Annotated in this window: 14 protein-coding genes and 1 pseudogene; 4 read left to right on the top strand and 11 right to left on the bottom strand. The window is 44.4% G+C overall.

Going from position 1 to position 14,666, the window contains the following annotated elements:
- Positions 1 to 127: 127 nt before the first annotated feature.
- Positions 128 to 1,777, bottom strand: a pseudogene (locus L8S15_RS07520) (GMC family oxidoreductase N-terminal domain-containing protein).
- Positions 1,770 to 3,371, bottom strand: coding sequence for a long-chain fatty acid--CoA ligase (locus tag L8S15_RS07515; RefSeq protein WP_261896438.1), 1,602 nt, complete (start codon positions 3,369 to 3,371; stop codon positions 1,770 to 1,772). The pseudogene L8S15_RS07520 and the gene L8S15_RS07515 overlap by 8 nt, the downstream one beginning before the upstream one ends.
- A gap of 370 nt (positions 3,372 to 3,741) precedes the next feature.
- Between L8S15_RS07515 and L8S15_RS07510 the strand changes: the two genes are divergently transcribed.
- The gene (locus tag L8S15_RS07510; protein WP_102392811.1) at positions 3,742 to 4,767 is read left to right on the top strand and encodes an AraC family transcriptional regulator; all 1,026 of its coding nucleotides are present in this window, start codon (positions 3,742 to 3,744) and stop codon (positions 4,765 to 4,767) included.
- Positions 4,768 to 5,037: 270 nt separating this feature from the next.
- Positions 5,038 to 6,189 carry an MFS transporter gene (locus tag L8S15_RS07505; protein WP_010429769.1) on the top strand — a complete coding sequence of 384 codons (1,152 nt, stop codon included), beginning with the start codon at positions 5,038 to 5,040 and terminating at the stop codon, positions 6,187 to 6,189.
- 166 nt (positions 6,190 to 6,355) lie between these two features.
- Here the strand turns inward: L8S15_RS07505 and L8S15_RS07500 are convergent, their stop codons facing one another.
- The 3 genes from L8S15_RS07500 to L8S15_RS07490 all read right to left on the bottom strand — a co-directional run bounded on the left by L8S15_RS07500 (position 6,356) and on the right by L8S15_RS07490 (position 8,312).
- Positions 6,356 to 6,691: a winged helix-turn-helix domain-containing protein gene (locus L8S15_RS07500; RefSeq protein WP_010429772.1), complete on the bottom strand. Its 336-nt coding sequence runs from the start codon at positions 6,689 to 6,691 to the stop codon at positions 6,356 to 6,358.
- 147 nt (positions 6,692 to 6,838) lie between these two features.
- Positions 6,839 to 7,198, bottom strand: coding sequence for a winged helix-turn-helix domain-containing protein (locus L8S15_RS07495; protein ID WP_280572348.1), 360 nt, complete (start codon positions 7,196 to 7,198; stop codon positions 6,839 to 6,841).
- Between the two features lie 220 nt (positions 7,199 to 7,418).
- Entirely contained in the window at positions 7,419 to 8,312 is an 894-nt protein-coding gene (locus tag L8S15_RS07490; protein ID WP_010429778.1) for an AraC family transcriptional regulator, read from the bottom strand.
- A 50-nt stretch (positions 8,313 to 8,362) separates the two neighbouring features.
- On the opposite strand from L8S15_RS07490, the gene L8S15_RS07485 reads away from it, so the two are divergent.
- Positions 8,363 to 9,760 (top strand): MATE family efflux transporter, encoded by a 1,398-nt coding sequence (locus L8S15_RS07485; protein WP_171387334.1) that lies wholly within the window; start codon positions 8,363 to 8,365, stop codon positions 9,758 to 9,760.
- Between the two features lie 111 nt (positions 9,761 to 9,871).
- Here the strand turns inward: L8S15_RS07485 and L8S15_RS07480 are convergent, their stop codons facing one another.
- Positions 9,872 to 10,267 (bottom strand): nitrous oxide-stimulated promoter family protein, encoded by a 396-nt coding sequence (locus tag L8S15_RS07480; RefSeq protein ID WP_280572342.1) that lies wholly within the window; start codon positions 10,265 to 10,267, stop codon positions 9,872 to 9,874.
- Between the two features lie 2 nt (positions 10,268 to 10,269).
- Positions 10,270 to 10,785 carry a GNAT family N-acetyltransferase gene (locus L8S15_RS07475; RefSeq protein ID WP_280572340.1) on the bottom strand — a complete coding sequence of 172 codons (516 nt, stop codon included), beginning with the start codon at positions 10,783 to 10,785 and terminating at the stop codon, positions 10,270 to 10,272.
- A 97-nt stretch (positions 10,786 to 10,882) separates the two neighbouring features.
- On the opposite strand from L8S15_RS07475, the gene L8S15_RS07470 reads away from it, so the two are divergent.
- A complete protein-coding gene (locus tag L8S15_RS07470; protein WP_010429789.1) occupies positions 10,883 to 11,071 on the top strand; it encodes a DUF2986 domain-containing protein in 189 nt (62 codons plus the stop codon).
- Positions 11,072 to 11,185: 114 nt separating this feature from the next.
- On the opposite strand, the gene L8S15_RS07465 is transcribed toward L8S15_RS07470, so the two are convergent.
- From L8S15_RS07465 to L8S15_RS07450, 4 genes are read right to left on the bottom strand one after another with little or no spacing between them, the layout of a single operon-like run.
- Complete coding sequence (locus L8S15_RS07465) at positions 11,186 to 12,109, bottom strand: ABC transporter substrate-binding protein (protein WP_280572335.1); 924 nt, start codon at positions 12,107 to 12,109, stop codon at positions 11,186 to 11,188.
- Positions 12,110 to 12,111: 2 nt separating this feature from the next.
- Positions 12,112 to 12,987 carry a metal ABC transporter permease gene (locus L8S15_RS07460; RefSeq protein ID WP_016767176.1) on the bottom strand — a complete coding sequence of 292 codons (876 nt, stop codon included), beginning with the start codon at positions 12,985 to 12,987 and terminating at the stop codon, positions 12,112 to 12,114.
- A complete protein-coding gene (locus L8S15_RS07455) occupies positions 12,987 to 13,721 on the bottom strand; it encodes a metal ABC transporter ATP-binding protein (protein WP_010429799.1) in 735 nt (244 codons plus the stop codon). Before L8S15_RS07455 ends, L8S15_RS07460 begins: the two co-directional genes overlap by 1 nt.
- Positions 13,721 to 14,656, bottom strand: coding sequence for a zinc ABC transporter substrate-binding protein (locus L8S15_RS07450; RefSeq protein ID WP_010429801.1), 936 nt, complete (start codon positions 14,654 to 14,656; stop codon positions 13,721 to 13,723). The genes L8S15_RS07455 and L8S15_RS07450 overlap by 1 nt, the downstream gene beginning before the upstream one ends.
- Between the last annotated feature and the right edge of the window lie 10 nt (positions 14,657 to 14,666).

Below are 14,666 nucleotides of genomic sequence, written 5' to 3'. Positions count from 1 at the left end.
CGTATTTATATCGCTTTTAATTTAGCTTGTGCTTGAAGAAAGCGCACAAAAAATAGGTCAGAGAGCCTTGCGAAAATAAGACTCCCTAACCTACTGTAAAACAATCAGTTATATCTGTTTCTGTTAATTATACAACCATCTCGTCTTCTGCCTGTTCATTGTCTTGTTGCTTGCTAAACCCATACTGTTCTTTGATCTGATCTGCTATTTTTTCGGCAATCATAACGGTTGGTGCATTGGTATTCGCCCCCACTAATGTTGGCATCACAGAAGCATCAATGACTCTTAAGTTATCCAATCCATAGACTTTAAGATTGTTATCTACCACGGCCAGAGAATCATCATCGGTTCCCATTTTGCAGGTTCCGACTGGGTGATACTGAGTATCCGCACGATTTCGAATATCTTGCTCAATAGCCTTGTCATCATTGGCATCGACCGGATAAAAAGCATTGCCACGGATATCATCGAACGCCGAGCTCTCTAGCATTTGATACTGCTTCTTCCAGCCTTTAATCATCACGTCCATGTCTTCAGGGTGACTGAAAAATGCAGGGTCGATCTTAGGCGGATCATAGGGATCACTACTATTGAGCGTTACCGTGCCTATACTTTTCGGTCATAGCAAGGTGACATGAGACGTAAATCCATGACTGGTATGTATTTTTCGGGCATGGTCATCAACCACAGCGACCACAAATACAAACTCTAAATCTGGCACGGCGATATGATCTTCGGAACAAAGAAAGCCTATCCCTTCTGCAAAATTGCTGCTCATCTTACCGCGGCGCTCTTTGTGCCATAACGGTAAAGCTTTGCTCATTTCAGAGGCCATTTGCAGCGAGATACCAAAAGTTTCACGCTTTTCACTGCATTTGTACGAATGGACTAAGTCGATATGGTCTTGAAGGTTCTTACCCACTCCAGACAATTCATGAACCTGTTCGATGCCATGCGTCTCTAGTTCACCTTTAGCGCCAACACCCGACAGTAACAGCAATTGGGGGGAACCAAAGGCACCAGCGGATAGAATCACTTCTTTGTTGCATTGGATCTCATAACGCTGCCCGTTAGAGCCATATTCAACGCCGACCGCATTCTTGCCTTCAAACAAGACCTTATGCGTGGTTGCCTTGGTCACGACCGTTAGATTTGGTCTCGAAAGGTTTGGTGTTAAATAAGCCTTGGCAGCACTGCATCGTTCGCCATTAATCTGAGTCACCTGAGTCGGCATCGCACCAAATTGAGCCGCACCGTTGATGTCTTCATTACGAGGAACCCCTATCGACTCACATCCCGTAAAGTAACGTTCCAACATCGGGCTTGGCGATCGAAGGTTCGCCACATTCAAAGGACCACCTTGGCCATGGTACTCATCTTGGTGAACTTCGTTATTTTCCGCTTTCTTAAAGTAAGGCAAACACGATTCATAATTCCAGCCAGTGTTACCCAAGCTTTCCCATGTGTCATAGTCGTAACGGTGCCCACGAGCATACATCATGGCATTGATAGAGCTAGAACCGCCCAGTGTCTTACCTCTCGGTTGGTAACCTTTACGACCATTCAAACCCGGTTGTTCAACGGTTTCAAAGGCCCAGTTGTTGAGTTTGGTTGGCATCATTGCCACCACGCCAACCGGAGTATGAATGAACGGGCTGCTGTCTTTACCACCCGCTTCTAATAAGCAAACCGTGATATTCGGGTCTTCAGACAGCCGCGAAGCCATGACACAACCCGCAGAACCACCGCCAACAATAATAAAATCATAACTATCCATTGGTTGCCTCCGCTATTTCTAGTGGGTGTAACTCTCGCTTCAAAATCTTGCCTGTCGCCGTCATTGGTAGCGCTTTACGAATAAACACCTTACGAGGGTATTTGTAATCCGCTAATTGCTCACGACACCAAGCTATCAGCGCCTTGCTATCAGGTTGTGTATGTTCATGAAGCACAACATGGGCATGAATTTCTTCGCCTAGACGATCATGATGTTCACCCACCACCGCGACCATTTCGACATCGGGATGACACATCAATACTTCTTCGATTTCACGCGGATACACGTTGTAACCACCACGGATGATCATGTCTTTAACGCGATCGACAATGAACAAGTTGCCGTGCTCATCGTTGCGTCCAATATCTCCGGTTAGGAACCAACCGTCTCGGATGGCTTCTGACGTGGCTTCTGGCTTTTGATAATAGCCTTTCATAACACTTGGACTCTTGATGCAGACTTCGCCCAATTCGCCCATGGCTACTGAGTTACCTTGGATGTCTGTAATCTTAATAAGGTGACCACACAAGGGTTGACCCACACTGCCAGACAAGCGGTCACCATCAATATGGTTAAAGGTCGCAACTGGCGCAGTTTCAGACAGACCATAACCTTCCAATACCGGAAGTTCGAATCGGGATTCAAATTGTCGGATAACCTCAAGAGGCATAGACGCACCACCAGACACACCAAGCCTTAAGCTATGTTTAACCTGTTCAGATCGTTTGCTTATTTCTAAACTACTAGAGGACTTTTCTCCCGCTTTTAGAAGCGCAATATACATAGTAGGAACACCCGCAAATACGCTTACTTTATGGTTAATGATCTGTTCGATCACCAGTGAAGGTTCGAAACGCGGAATCAACACCATGGTCGACCCCGTTAACACACTCGCATTCATCATCACTGTCTGGCCGAAGCTATGGAACAGAGGAAGCGTGGCCATTGTGGTGTCGCTGTACTCCAGTCGCATGAGATACTGTGACGACATCGCATTAGTTTGCATGTTGGTGTGGGAAAGCTCTGCTCCTTTTGGCTGACCTGTCGTACCTGACGTATAAAGAATCACAGCGGTATCATCACCATGGCAAGCCATAGACTCAAAAGGAATCAAAGGTTGTTCTAACCAGTCAGCGATTGATTCATGCTGCTCGTTTCTTACTGAAGTCGTGTCTGCGCCGGTTGGGATGGGCATCTCGACAAAGTGTTCACAATGGTTTGCCTGTTCGAAACCTTGTAAGCCATAGCGACCGATGGGCAGCTCTTCACTACCCTCAAAGCATAAATAGGCTTTCGCATCCGAGTCATTAAGGTGGTAAGCGATCTCTCTTGCTTTAAATAACACGTTCAAAGGCACCACGACGCAGCCTGCTTTCAGAATCCCATAATAGGCAATCGGGAAATACGTGACATTCGGACACGACAACGCGACCTTATCGCCTTTCTTGAGCTCCAGCCTCTTTAAATTAGCGGCGACGTTTCCAGAAAGTTGTTCCAACTGAGAAAAGCTGACTTCTTCCGTCCCCATTCGCAGTGCGACTTTATTTGGGAAAAGCGAAGCGCTGCGCTCCAAGTTAACAGCAAGATTGTGCATCCATGATCTCCTTATTCGGCTAAACCTAACGGTCAGATTCGCCTTAGCCGTTTTAATCGTTGTAATAAGCTTTGTCTTTATTGCTATCAGAGCCTGCACATTGGTGTGTCATGTAGATAAGAGTAGTTATTGAGCAAAATGTTTGTGACGATCCAATGTTCAGCTCACTAAATTACAACATTTCGATAACATTTCGAACAGGTTTCAAAAAGACAAAAACCGGTGATATTCGGACACGTATCTATAAGGCCTTGTAAAACCTTGCAAACATAAACCAAAAGTTTGAACAAGCTTGGGAAAGTGAGAACAAGCAACAGGCGTAAATGTAAAAAGTTCGGTTAAGATAACGATATTCAACAAGAGGCAGCTTATGGAATACACCGCAGTCTACGAACCCGATATGCAAGCATTCGGTATTCTTGATCTTCAATTGCTTCATCGTTACATGTCGCCCGCTCTCAGTATCGAAGAACTGCTAGAAGGCAGTAACATCAATGATCTTCAACTCAACACGCCAGACACGCACATTACCTTGGCGCAAAAGTTGGCGGTATTCAGCAATGCGTTAGCAAATACCAACGAAGAATGTCTCGGGCTCAGAGTCGGCCAACAAGCACGTTTCAGTGATTTCGGTGTTTTGGGTTATGCGGTGTTCAGCAGTGAAACACTATTAGATGCGTTATTGATTGGGTTTAAATACCTACAGCTTGCAGGCCCAGTACTAAGAAAAACCATGTCTGTTGAAGACAACGTGGGGCACTTTCGCGCAGAACAACTTATCGATTTAGATTCGCTGCTGCCTTTTTGCTGTGAATACTGGTTCACCGCAATTCAAAGTCTGTGTGAAGAAGTACTGCAACAGCCATTCCCATCCCAAGTGATCCGCTTCCCTTACCCGAAGCCAGAATACGGCGACCTCTACACAGAGATTTTCCGTTGCCCCGTTGAATTCAATAGTGATCGCCTTGAATGGCAGTTTGATGCAACAAGTTTGTACTCGCCTCTTCCTACCGCCAATACCATCACGCTGCAGATGTGCCTGAAATCATGTGACGACATGTTGGCAAAAGTCAGTGCGTCCACCAGCCTAAAAGAAAAAGTCTCTCAAATGCTATTAGAGAGACCCGGATGCTACCCTTCGATAGAATCTATTTCATCAGAATTGGGGATGTCTTCTCGAACACTGCGCCGACACCTCAAAGCCGTCGATACGAGTTACCAGAAGATACTTGACCACGTTCGTTTTCACCTTTCTCGACACTACCTTTCTTCAACTCAAATGAGCATTGAAGAGATATCTGAGCGCGTTGGGTTTTCAGACAGCGCTAACTTTCGACATGCCTTTCGTAAGTGGAGTGGAAGCTCGCCCAGACAATACCGAAAAGAAGTGGTCTAACACGATTAAACGCCCTAAATTAAAATCTGATGAATACAACGAACCTCTCTCCGTCTTTCAAATTAAATAGTCGTTTGAACAACGCTTTATCGGCTATTTAACCGCAGAAAATATCGCGAAAACATGAAATATCACAACGGTATTTTAGCCAACAAACACGATAAATTTCTTTTATCTTCACGACCATTTTTATTCGTTTTACCCAATCCAGTTTCTCCCCCATAGTCGCGGAAAATTCATCGTTTCTTTCACTATTTAGAGGCTCCTGCATTGGACAACATCCAACCAACAACTCGCATAACTGTTCCTGTTATTGCATTGTCTTTTTACGCGATCGCTTCAGGCTACTTAATGAGTTCATTACCATTAATGCTGTCTGAGTATGGCTTAGACAGTAACCTATCGAGTTGGTTGGCGAGTGCCTTTTATGCGGGTCTTCTCGCGGGTACGCTATTGATCGAACGTACGATTGCTCGTGTTGGCCATAAAGATGCATTCGTTATGGCGCTTAGCGTATTTATCGCAACGATCCTTGTGTTGCCATTGCTCCCACATCAAGCCGTATGGCTACTTGCGCGTTTTGTTGCGGGTGTGTCTGTCGCAGGGATCTTTGTGATTGTAGAGTCTTGGCTAATGAGCGGGGACGAATCCCAACGTGCGAAACGTTTAGGGGTTTACATGTGTTCGCTATACGGCGGTTCTGCAGTTGGTCAGCTTGGTATTGGATACCTTGGAATTACAGGTGGCGTGCCGTTCATTGCAATGTTCACTCTTTTATTCGGTGCGGTCATTGTATTAATGTACGGCCAAGCGACACCTCCACAGATCCACGATGCAAAGTCTTTGTCTTTAAAACAGATCAGCAAATTGAGCCACAGCGCTTTAATTGGTTGCATCGTATCAGGGCTTACTCTAGGTGCTATTTACGGTTTGATGCCAGTAGAATTAGCGCAGCGTAACATTGCGCACGAAGACATCGGAGGTTTGATGGCTTTGGTAATCATGGGTGGCATGGCTGTACAGCCAATGGTGACTTGGTTATCTCACCACATCGGACAAGTATTATTGATGGCTTTGTTCTGCTTGCTAGGAGTAGCAAGTATTGCAGTGCTAACTTTGAATCGTGATTTCTACGTATTAGGTATGAGCCTATTCGTTTTGGGCATGGCAACATTTGCACTGTACCCTATTGCGATTAACTTAGGCTGTCGTAACTTAGATCCAAGCTACTTGGTTTCCGTAACTCAAATCATGCTGCTTTGCTACAGCATCGGTTCTGTTGCTGGCCCATTGATTGCTGACACCTTCATGAGTTCACAAGCAGGGTTATTCACTTATCTATTTGCGTCTCTGTTAGCGACAACAATTTACATGTTAATTGCGAGCCTAAAGCGTTCTCCACTTCAGATCGCAGGAGAGTAACCCCTGTATATAAGAAATAAAATCGACAACTCGGTATGAAAAAACATCGTTGATTAACAGTGAAATTTGGGGCTCTGAGTTATGACTTTTCGTCTAAACTAAGGGCCCTTTGTCGTTGGTCATCTGGCGGAAAGATCGACTACCAAGATCATAAAATAGAACAAAGTTAAGGTTGGAATACGTATCCTTCACCTGTAATCGTAATGATCAAACCGTCTCCGAATAACGATCTAATTTCAGATATTGCGACAATCACAGACGAGTTAGTCACTTTTTCGTTCTCCCAACCAATCTTTTTTAATTGGCCAACGCTGAATAATTCACCACGATGTCGATTCATAAATAGAATAATTTTTCGATAGGCTAACGGCAGCGTTGCTAACACATATCCATTTTCTACGTTTCGAATGAGCTTGGTGTGGAGTTCAACTATCTTACCATTGAGTTCAATTACTACGTTATTTTCAGAGTGGTTCGTTTCTAATGCAGGATAAGAGTCCATTTTTATATAATTCCCTTACTATATAGCCAGCGACAAAGTCAGATTCGGTATTTTTAATATAACGTCGCTTATAAGTGGACGTTTTAAAAATGACGATAATCAATGGAACTCGTACGGTAAAGAGATTAAATTTTTATTATTAAAATATTAACAGGATATCAATAGAGGATTATTTCTTTGCTCCATAACATAACCTTCATTTGAAACAGTTTGAATGCAGCGACAATCGAGAATCCTTCTGATCTCATAAATAGCGACAAGCACTGAGGCACACGTGACAGCTTTACCAGCCCAACCAACACTCTTCAAAATTTGCTTGCTGACCACTTGCCCTTTATTTTGGTATAGATAGAACAATACTTTACGGTGAGGTTCTGAGAGCGTCCTAATAATCGACCCGCAACCCTGTTTTCTAACAATCTTAGTACCTGATTGAAACTCTCTATTATTTAAAACAAGTTTGGACGGCAGCACAAAATCACCTAATTCGTTGGTAAGTTGTTCCATATATACCTCGTATTGCATAAGTAGACGTATCCTTCAATGTTTACGATATTACATAATAGAGTGAAAATACTAAACTGATAAACATCTCAATACCGTACTTTTACTGCTTAGATCAATTATTACACGCTGATACTGAACACCGTCTTATATCCTCGGGTAAAATAGTAGTCGCACAAATGTCTGATTTAGATTCCAAGACCCGAAACTGCAGACCAAAGGTCTAATCCGAGGTTTGATTACGCTTGCGATATTGACTTGGCGATAAACCAAAGTGCTTTTTAAAACGATGTGAGAAGTTGTAGGGATCTTTATAACCTAAACGGTTGGCAATCATAGATACCGACCAATCTTGCTGTTTCAACAAACTGGTCGCTTTGTCCATTCTTAACTGAATCAATTTGCTGCGAGGAGAAACGTTAAACAGCGACTTGGTCACTCGATTTAGCTGTTCTTCACTGATAAACACGCGCGATGCCATACCAGAAACAGTCCACGGCAGGTGCAGACTACTTTCAATCTCATTATAGAGCGCTTGAACACGTGCTGTGGTGCTAGTCGACTTAGGTTCAAAGCCAGTCAAAGTTCGAATAATCTCGCTCATCAGCAATTTTCTAAAACTGCCTCGACCTCCAATTTCAAAATGAACTAAATTCATCAAGGACCAAATTTGTTCACACTCTCCGAAAGGTACAATACTCTGCCCTAAGCTCGCAATATGTTGCCATTGCGAGGTATCGGGCGTCAGCATCCAAGCCATTTTCCAATAGTTGTACTGAGGGTCAAGCTCGAAACGAAATGGCGTTTCCGCAGGAAGAACCACCAGCGTGCATGGCGTAATCGCTTGTACGAAGGTTTCGGTCGTCAATATACCGCCCCCTTCTTGAGTAAAAATCAGCGTATGGACATTCACAGATTCGCGTTCAACCCAATACGCGTCATACAGCTTCGCCATACCACCCATGTAGACACCACAACTTTTCATCTCTGGGATTTCTTCAACGGTCAAAAAACGTTCTTTGCAATGCTCTGCGAGAAAAACATCATCTTGCCACGTTGATTTTGGATTCATTGAATCAATGACAGATTCGCACAGGTTTTGTTGTTTTTTAAACATGTTGTTACGTCACTCAAATCACTATAGTTCTGCCATAAATCGGAGAGCTTATGACAACTAACATCAACCCTAACGCATCTATGAATAACAAGCCAGAGAGCATCTTACCTCGAATCATCAAACTTGGTTTGCCTGTTGCTTTGCAAAGTGCGCTTGTTGCTATTCTTGCCCTTGCTGACGTCTTAATGGTCAGCGATTTTGGCATGGAAGCAGCTGCTGCTGTGGGAATTGCATCAAAATGGCACTTCGTCGCCATTATGATTATGGCAGGGTTGGCCTCAGCAAACGGAACACTAGTCGCTCAATACTGGGGAAAGAATGACCCTAAAAGCGCGCGCACAGTATCATCCATCGCGATGGTATTTGGCTTAAAAGTTCTGCTGCCAGTTACTGCAATCATCACTCTTGGTTCTCAATTTTTAATGATGTTGCAAACCAGCGATCACACCGTGATTGAGCTTGGTGCTACGTACTTGTGGTATGGATTCCCTGTTCTACTTCTCACTCATATAGTCGTGGTGGTAGAAGCGAGCATGCGTTCCTCTGGTGACACAGTAACTCCGCTGTTGCTTGGTGGTGTGACTATTGCCCTCAATATTGCACTTAATTTTGTTCTCATTAAGGGTGCATTTGGTATTCCAGCAATGGGCGTTGCTGGTGCTGCACTAGCAACAACTTTAGCGCGATTGATTCAAGTGGGTTTGATGTATAGCTACATGCGTATACGTAAGCACTGGTTATTAACTACGCCAAGCTCACCACATCGTCCGTCGCTGTGGCTGTCTTACCGTCGTATTGCGTTGCCCCTAACGATGAATGCCGTGCTGTGGGCAATGGGTACCATGGCGTACCAAATGATCTTCGGTCACATGGGCACAACGGAACTTGCCGTGTTCTCAATGCTCGCACCGTTTGAGTCGCTGTGTTACTCAATATTCTTTGGTATATCGGTCGCGTGTTCTGTGCTGCTTGGTCACTCACTCGGTCGTGATGAGTTTGATGACGCTATGAGCATGGGACTAACATTCATTAAAGCCGTCATTGGCTTCGGCGCAGTTGTCGGGCTGCTACTGTTTATGAGTAAAGAGCATGTTTTAACATGGCTGAACCTTTCTACAGATGCGCTCTACCCGCTCGCTTCACCTGCAATGATGATCATGTGCTTTGCTGTCGTGATTCGCATGCTGAACATGGTGATCATCAACGGTATCATTCGCGCTGGTGGCGATAATGCGTTCTGCTTGCGTATGGATTTCATCGCGATGTGGATGGTGGGCATTCCAGTATGTGTTTACGGCGCGTTTGTCGCTGGATGGGATTTCAAATACATCTATGGTTTGATGTTGGTGGAAGAAGTGGTGAAACTAGCAATTTGTTCCCATCGTTACCTAAGCCGACGCTGGATCAACAACCTGACGGTGACCTACGACGAGCCGCAAGCAGCGTAAGTTACAGTTACCTAGCTATATTGAAGCTTATACAGAAACGTATCTACATCAAAAAAGGTCTGAGAAATCAGACCTTTTTTCGTTTCTTTCGAACTTACTTTTAAGCGCCAGTTACTTCTTATTCATACGGATATGGCGATTCGACACATTCGGCAGCGGCTTCTCTGGCAATTTTCGTTTTTCATGAATCAGATGTCGAATAGCTAAAATAGGATGCTTAAGTAGCATTCTTGGCCCGGCATAGCGCATCACCAATCGCATTTGCTCTTTCGGATCCGGTTTATAGCAATGAATCGGACACTTATTACAGGTCGGTTTTGCTTCGCCATAAGGGCATCTATCGAGTCGTGTTTCGGCATAACGTAACAACTGCGCACACTCTTCACATAACGCGTTATTCTGACGAAGTGCACTGTGATGATTTTTACAGTAGATGTGTACCATCGCAATAACAGTTTTGTACTCCGTCGCGAGCTCACCTCTTAGAATGTTGTTATGTTTGAACATGTTTAATTACCCAGTGACAAACCGTACAGATTGAGATTAACACTTTCACTTAATACGTCTTCGACTCGCTCGAACAAAAAACCTAATTTAGTCAGCAATGCGATACTTCGAATATTATCAGAGGTAGTGATGGCAACTAAATGATCAATATCAGCATTATGCTTGGCTTCTTCAATTATCGCTTGTGCCGCTTCCAATGCAAAACCTTGCCCATAGACTTCAGGGACAAAACCATAACCAATATCATGTGACTCTAGCGTATCTCGCTTAATTAATCCGCATACACCAATTGGCGTTAAGAAGTCCTTAATTTCGACAATCAATAGACAAACACCTTTCTCTTTATGCATCTTAAGAATGTTGTTTTCGATGTATTCAACGGCCTTGGCTGGATCGCTGATCTCCTTGTCTCCAATGTAACGCAGGAAATCTTCTGAGCTATATAATCGTTGAATGAACTCCGCATCTTGAGGCGTGATCATTCTTAATCGTAAACGTCGGGTCTCGATAGCCTGCATAGTGATATTTTCCTTGCTGAGTACCATGTAAATATTGAGTTCTAGAGCTAAAATGATTATCCTCCACCGCCTAAACTAAATACAAGGCTATGCAGCAATGAACCGTAAGAAAAAAATCAATCAAATTCTAAAGAAGAAGCAAAAACAGGCGAATTCAAAACTGCATGGTAGCAACAAGCCTCGCTATATTTCTAAAGCTGACCGCGCAAAAATGGAAGCTGAAGAACAAGCTAAAGGTGCAGTCGAAGCAACTGTTGAAGCTGAAGAGACAAAAGCTGCAGAGTAAGTTAAAACTCGCAGTCCTCCCGTCTAGCTCACCAAACAGAGACAATGGACAAGAACAAAAAAAGCAGCCTCAAATTGGGCTGCTTTTTTGATCCTACCATTTTAATCGCGCTGATTAGCCTTTAAATGGCTGTACTTCCCAACGGGCAAACGGCGCTTTTGGGTTAATCCCAGCTCTACCCCAACGATCAACAGAATCAACCACTAAGATACGCTCACTCGGTACCAGCGACTTAATCAAGTTAGTTGGCTTCTTTGCGGTCACTAACCAGAGAGCATCGTCTTCCGAAAACATCGCTTTGAGCTTCGCTTTGTCTTGCTCTGTCCATTCGAGCTCTGCCTTGAACATCCGTTCTTCAACAAACAGCTGGCTACCCGAAGCAAAATCTTCCAAGCTTTCTGAAAGCAATAACACTGAATCTACATCATTATCCAGTAATACCGCCTGTTGCTTGTTAATCAGTTCTCGAACATCAAGCATCACACGCTGTAAGTTGCTATCAATCGTATCTGCTTGCGCCGGCCACAATAACTTAAAGTCATCAGCCACAATTGCCGCCATACGCGTTAGGTTAGTCGGGTTTAACCAGGCATATTTAGACACTTCACCATTCGATAACGTCAGCGCTGCAACACCTTGCGCGCGCGGTGTAATCGCTTGAGCGACATCAACCTCAACCAAGCGGATGTTACCTTGTCTCGCGTATACGAACGTAGGATCAGCTTGCCAAATCGATGTCAGCGTCAATGCAACTGTCGCCTTCTCTCCTGACTTAAGGACTATGCTTTCGCCCTTCGTTCCAAACCAGTTAGGCAAGCGATCAATACCGTATCGTTTTGGTGGAAGGTATTCAGTCGTAATGTCGGTGCCTTTGGTTAGCTCTGTCGCCAATGCATAAGTCACAGGTGTACTGGTTAGAATATCTTCTGCATTCACGTTCAGTGACAGCACAGAACCAGCCATTAACAAACTACCAAGCACACTCAATTGAGCCGTTGCTTTTATTGATCTAGCGATACGATTCATTAAACAAGTCATGATTACGCCTTTCTTACAATTCGGTATAGCGTTGCTGCTAGGAAAAACGTTGCAGAAACGATGATGATTGACGCGCCCGATGGCACTGGCAATTTAAGTTCCATTGGCAACACGGTTCCAACCAAACATGCGATGGTTGCAAGTAATGCCGAAAGCAATACAAAGCTTCCCATACGTTTGGTCAGCAATCGAGCTGTCGCACCTGGGATAAGCAATAACGCACCGACTAAAACCGCGCCCACGATCTTTACGGCTGCAATTGTCACTAAGGTGATCATCATAACAAACAAGTAATCGTAAAAGCTGGTGTTGTAACCACGAACCTTGGCAATATCAGGGCTGATACAAGTTAGCAGAATACGGTTAAACGTTGGTATCAAGAGCAAAATGATGAGTGCGCAGCTGCCTGCGAGAATTGCTAAATCTTGGTCTGTTACCGTGAGAATCGAGCCAAACAGAACGTTCTCAAGCATATGAATATTAATTTTACGTGCCACGTACATCAGCAATGCCGCACCAACCGCTAAAGCGAGCGCAAGGAAAACGCCCACTAATGTATCGTATGGCACGTTGGTTCTGTTTCTTACAAAGTGAAGTAGCAAAGCAAAGATCATACAGAAGCTGAACAGACCAATGATTGGGTTCTCTGGTGGTTCGCCAAGTAAAACACCAATAGCAATACCGGTCAAAGCCGCGTGACCAACTGCTTCAGAGAAGAAAGCCAGACGCTTTGCAATGACCAAAGTACCCAGGCCACCTAGCAAAGGGCCAAGCAATAGTGCCGCGACCAAAGCATTCACCATGAATGCGTACATGAAACTGTCTGATAACCAACCCGCTTCAACGCCACTTATGGCAAGTTGTCGTAACCAATCCATTACGCAACCTCCTTCGATTTGTTCATCGCTGAACCACTACTGTAATGTTGGAATAAGCTTTCAATTTGACTTGGGTGCAGTACTTGTTCGTGCGGGCCACTATCAACCAAGAATCGATTCACAACATGTACATTGGCTTCAAGACGGCGCACTGCAGTGACATCGTGATGTACCGCAAGAATCGTACGGCCTTCATCAACACATTCACGAATGAGCGATTCAAGATAACGAACACCCTGATCGTCCATACCGGTAGTCGGTTCATCCAACACCAATAGGCTTGGGTTATCCAACAACGCTTGAGCAAACAACACACGTTGCTGCTCACCGCCCGATAACTGCCCCATACGGCGATCGCTACGAGTCGCCATCCCCACACGATCCAATTGCGCTAATGCAAGATCCAGCTGTTTGGATTTACGACGCCAAAATAGAGGAATTCGAGTTTGGTTAAGCAACACGAAATCCATTACCGTTAGAGGTAAGCTTGATTCGAAGGTCGCTTTTTGAGGAACGTAACCAATACTTGGCTTTTCAGGCCAATGAATATCGATTTGCCCAGAAAAAGGGGTAAGGCCAAGTACAGAGCGTAATAATGAAGTTTTTCCACCACCGTTTGGTCCCATGATCACATGGCAGTCACCTGCTTTAAGTTCTAGCGAAATATCATCAAGAATGACGTTATTGTCGTATTGCAGACCGAGATTATTAATTGAGATTGATGGACCTAGCATTATGCATTCCCGCTTTCAGCTTGGTTAGCCGCCGCAAATTTCATCGCTTCGATTAACGTTTCTAGGTTTTTCTTCATTTCTACTTCCACCTTGTCGTCTTCATACTCGCCGTGCGTCATGTGAGAAAATCGGTAAAGCTGTACACCTGTTTCAGCTTCAATGGTGTCAACGAAACGGTTTGGCATGTTTAGCTCGTAGAAAAGAATATCGATATCCGATGCGCGGATTTTTTCGATCGTCTCTTGCAGTTGGCTAGCACTTGGTTCAACGCCGTGTGCTGGCTCGATTACTGCCGCCACATCAACACCAAACTCTTGAAGAATGTAACCATAAGCATTGTGCGTGGTCGCCACTTTCATACCTGATGTATCGAGTTCGCCTAATGACAACATCGCATCACGCTTCATAAAGCGGAATTTTTTTGCATATTTACGAGCATTTTTACGATAAAACGCCGCGTTGTCTGGGTCGAGCTTAGATACTTCACTCGCGATGGTGTAAACCTTTTGGATGGTTGTAGAAAGTCCAACAAACGTGTGCGGGTTCACGGCGCCTTGACCCACAGACTGTCCTAATGCGGGAAGTAAGGGCACTTCTTTGTTCGCTTCGATCACCACTAAGTCATCACGTTGCGCGGCTGAGATTACTTTTAGTGCGAAGTCGTCATGGCCAATACCGTTTACCACGATCGCATCCATCTGGCTCAATCGCTTCAAATCATTGGGTTGCGGTAAGTAGTTATGCGGATTAAACCCAGCATCAACCAATGGAAGAATGTTCACTTTGTCACCCACTACTGCTTTTACATAGCTGTAGTAGGGTTGTAGGGTAATACCAACCGTCAGCTTCTCGCTGTCGACTGTGTACTCTTTTGCCAATGCATTGGGTGTTGATAGCACCGCCATTAACGACATGAACAGAGTCATAATTCGCATAGTCAATCTC

This window comes from Vibrio sp. S/42/10, from assembly GCF_029890535.1.
In the GTDB taxonomy this organism is placed as follows: Bacteria; Pseudomonadota; Gammaproteobacteria; order Enterobacterales; family Vibrionaceae; genus Vibrio; species Vibrio cyclitrophicus.
Note: the sequence above shows the minus strand (reverse complement) of the source record. Positions and strands in the feature narration are given on the sequence as shown.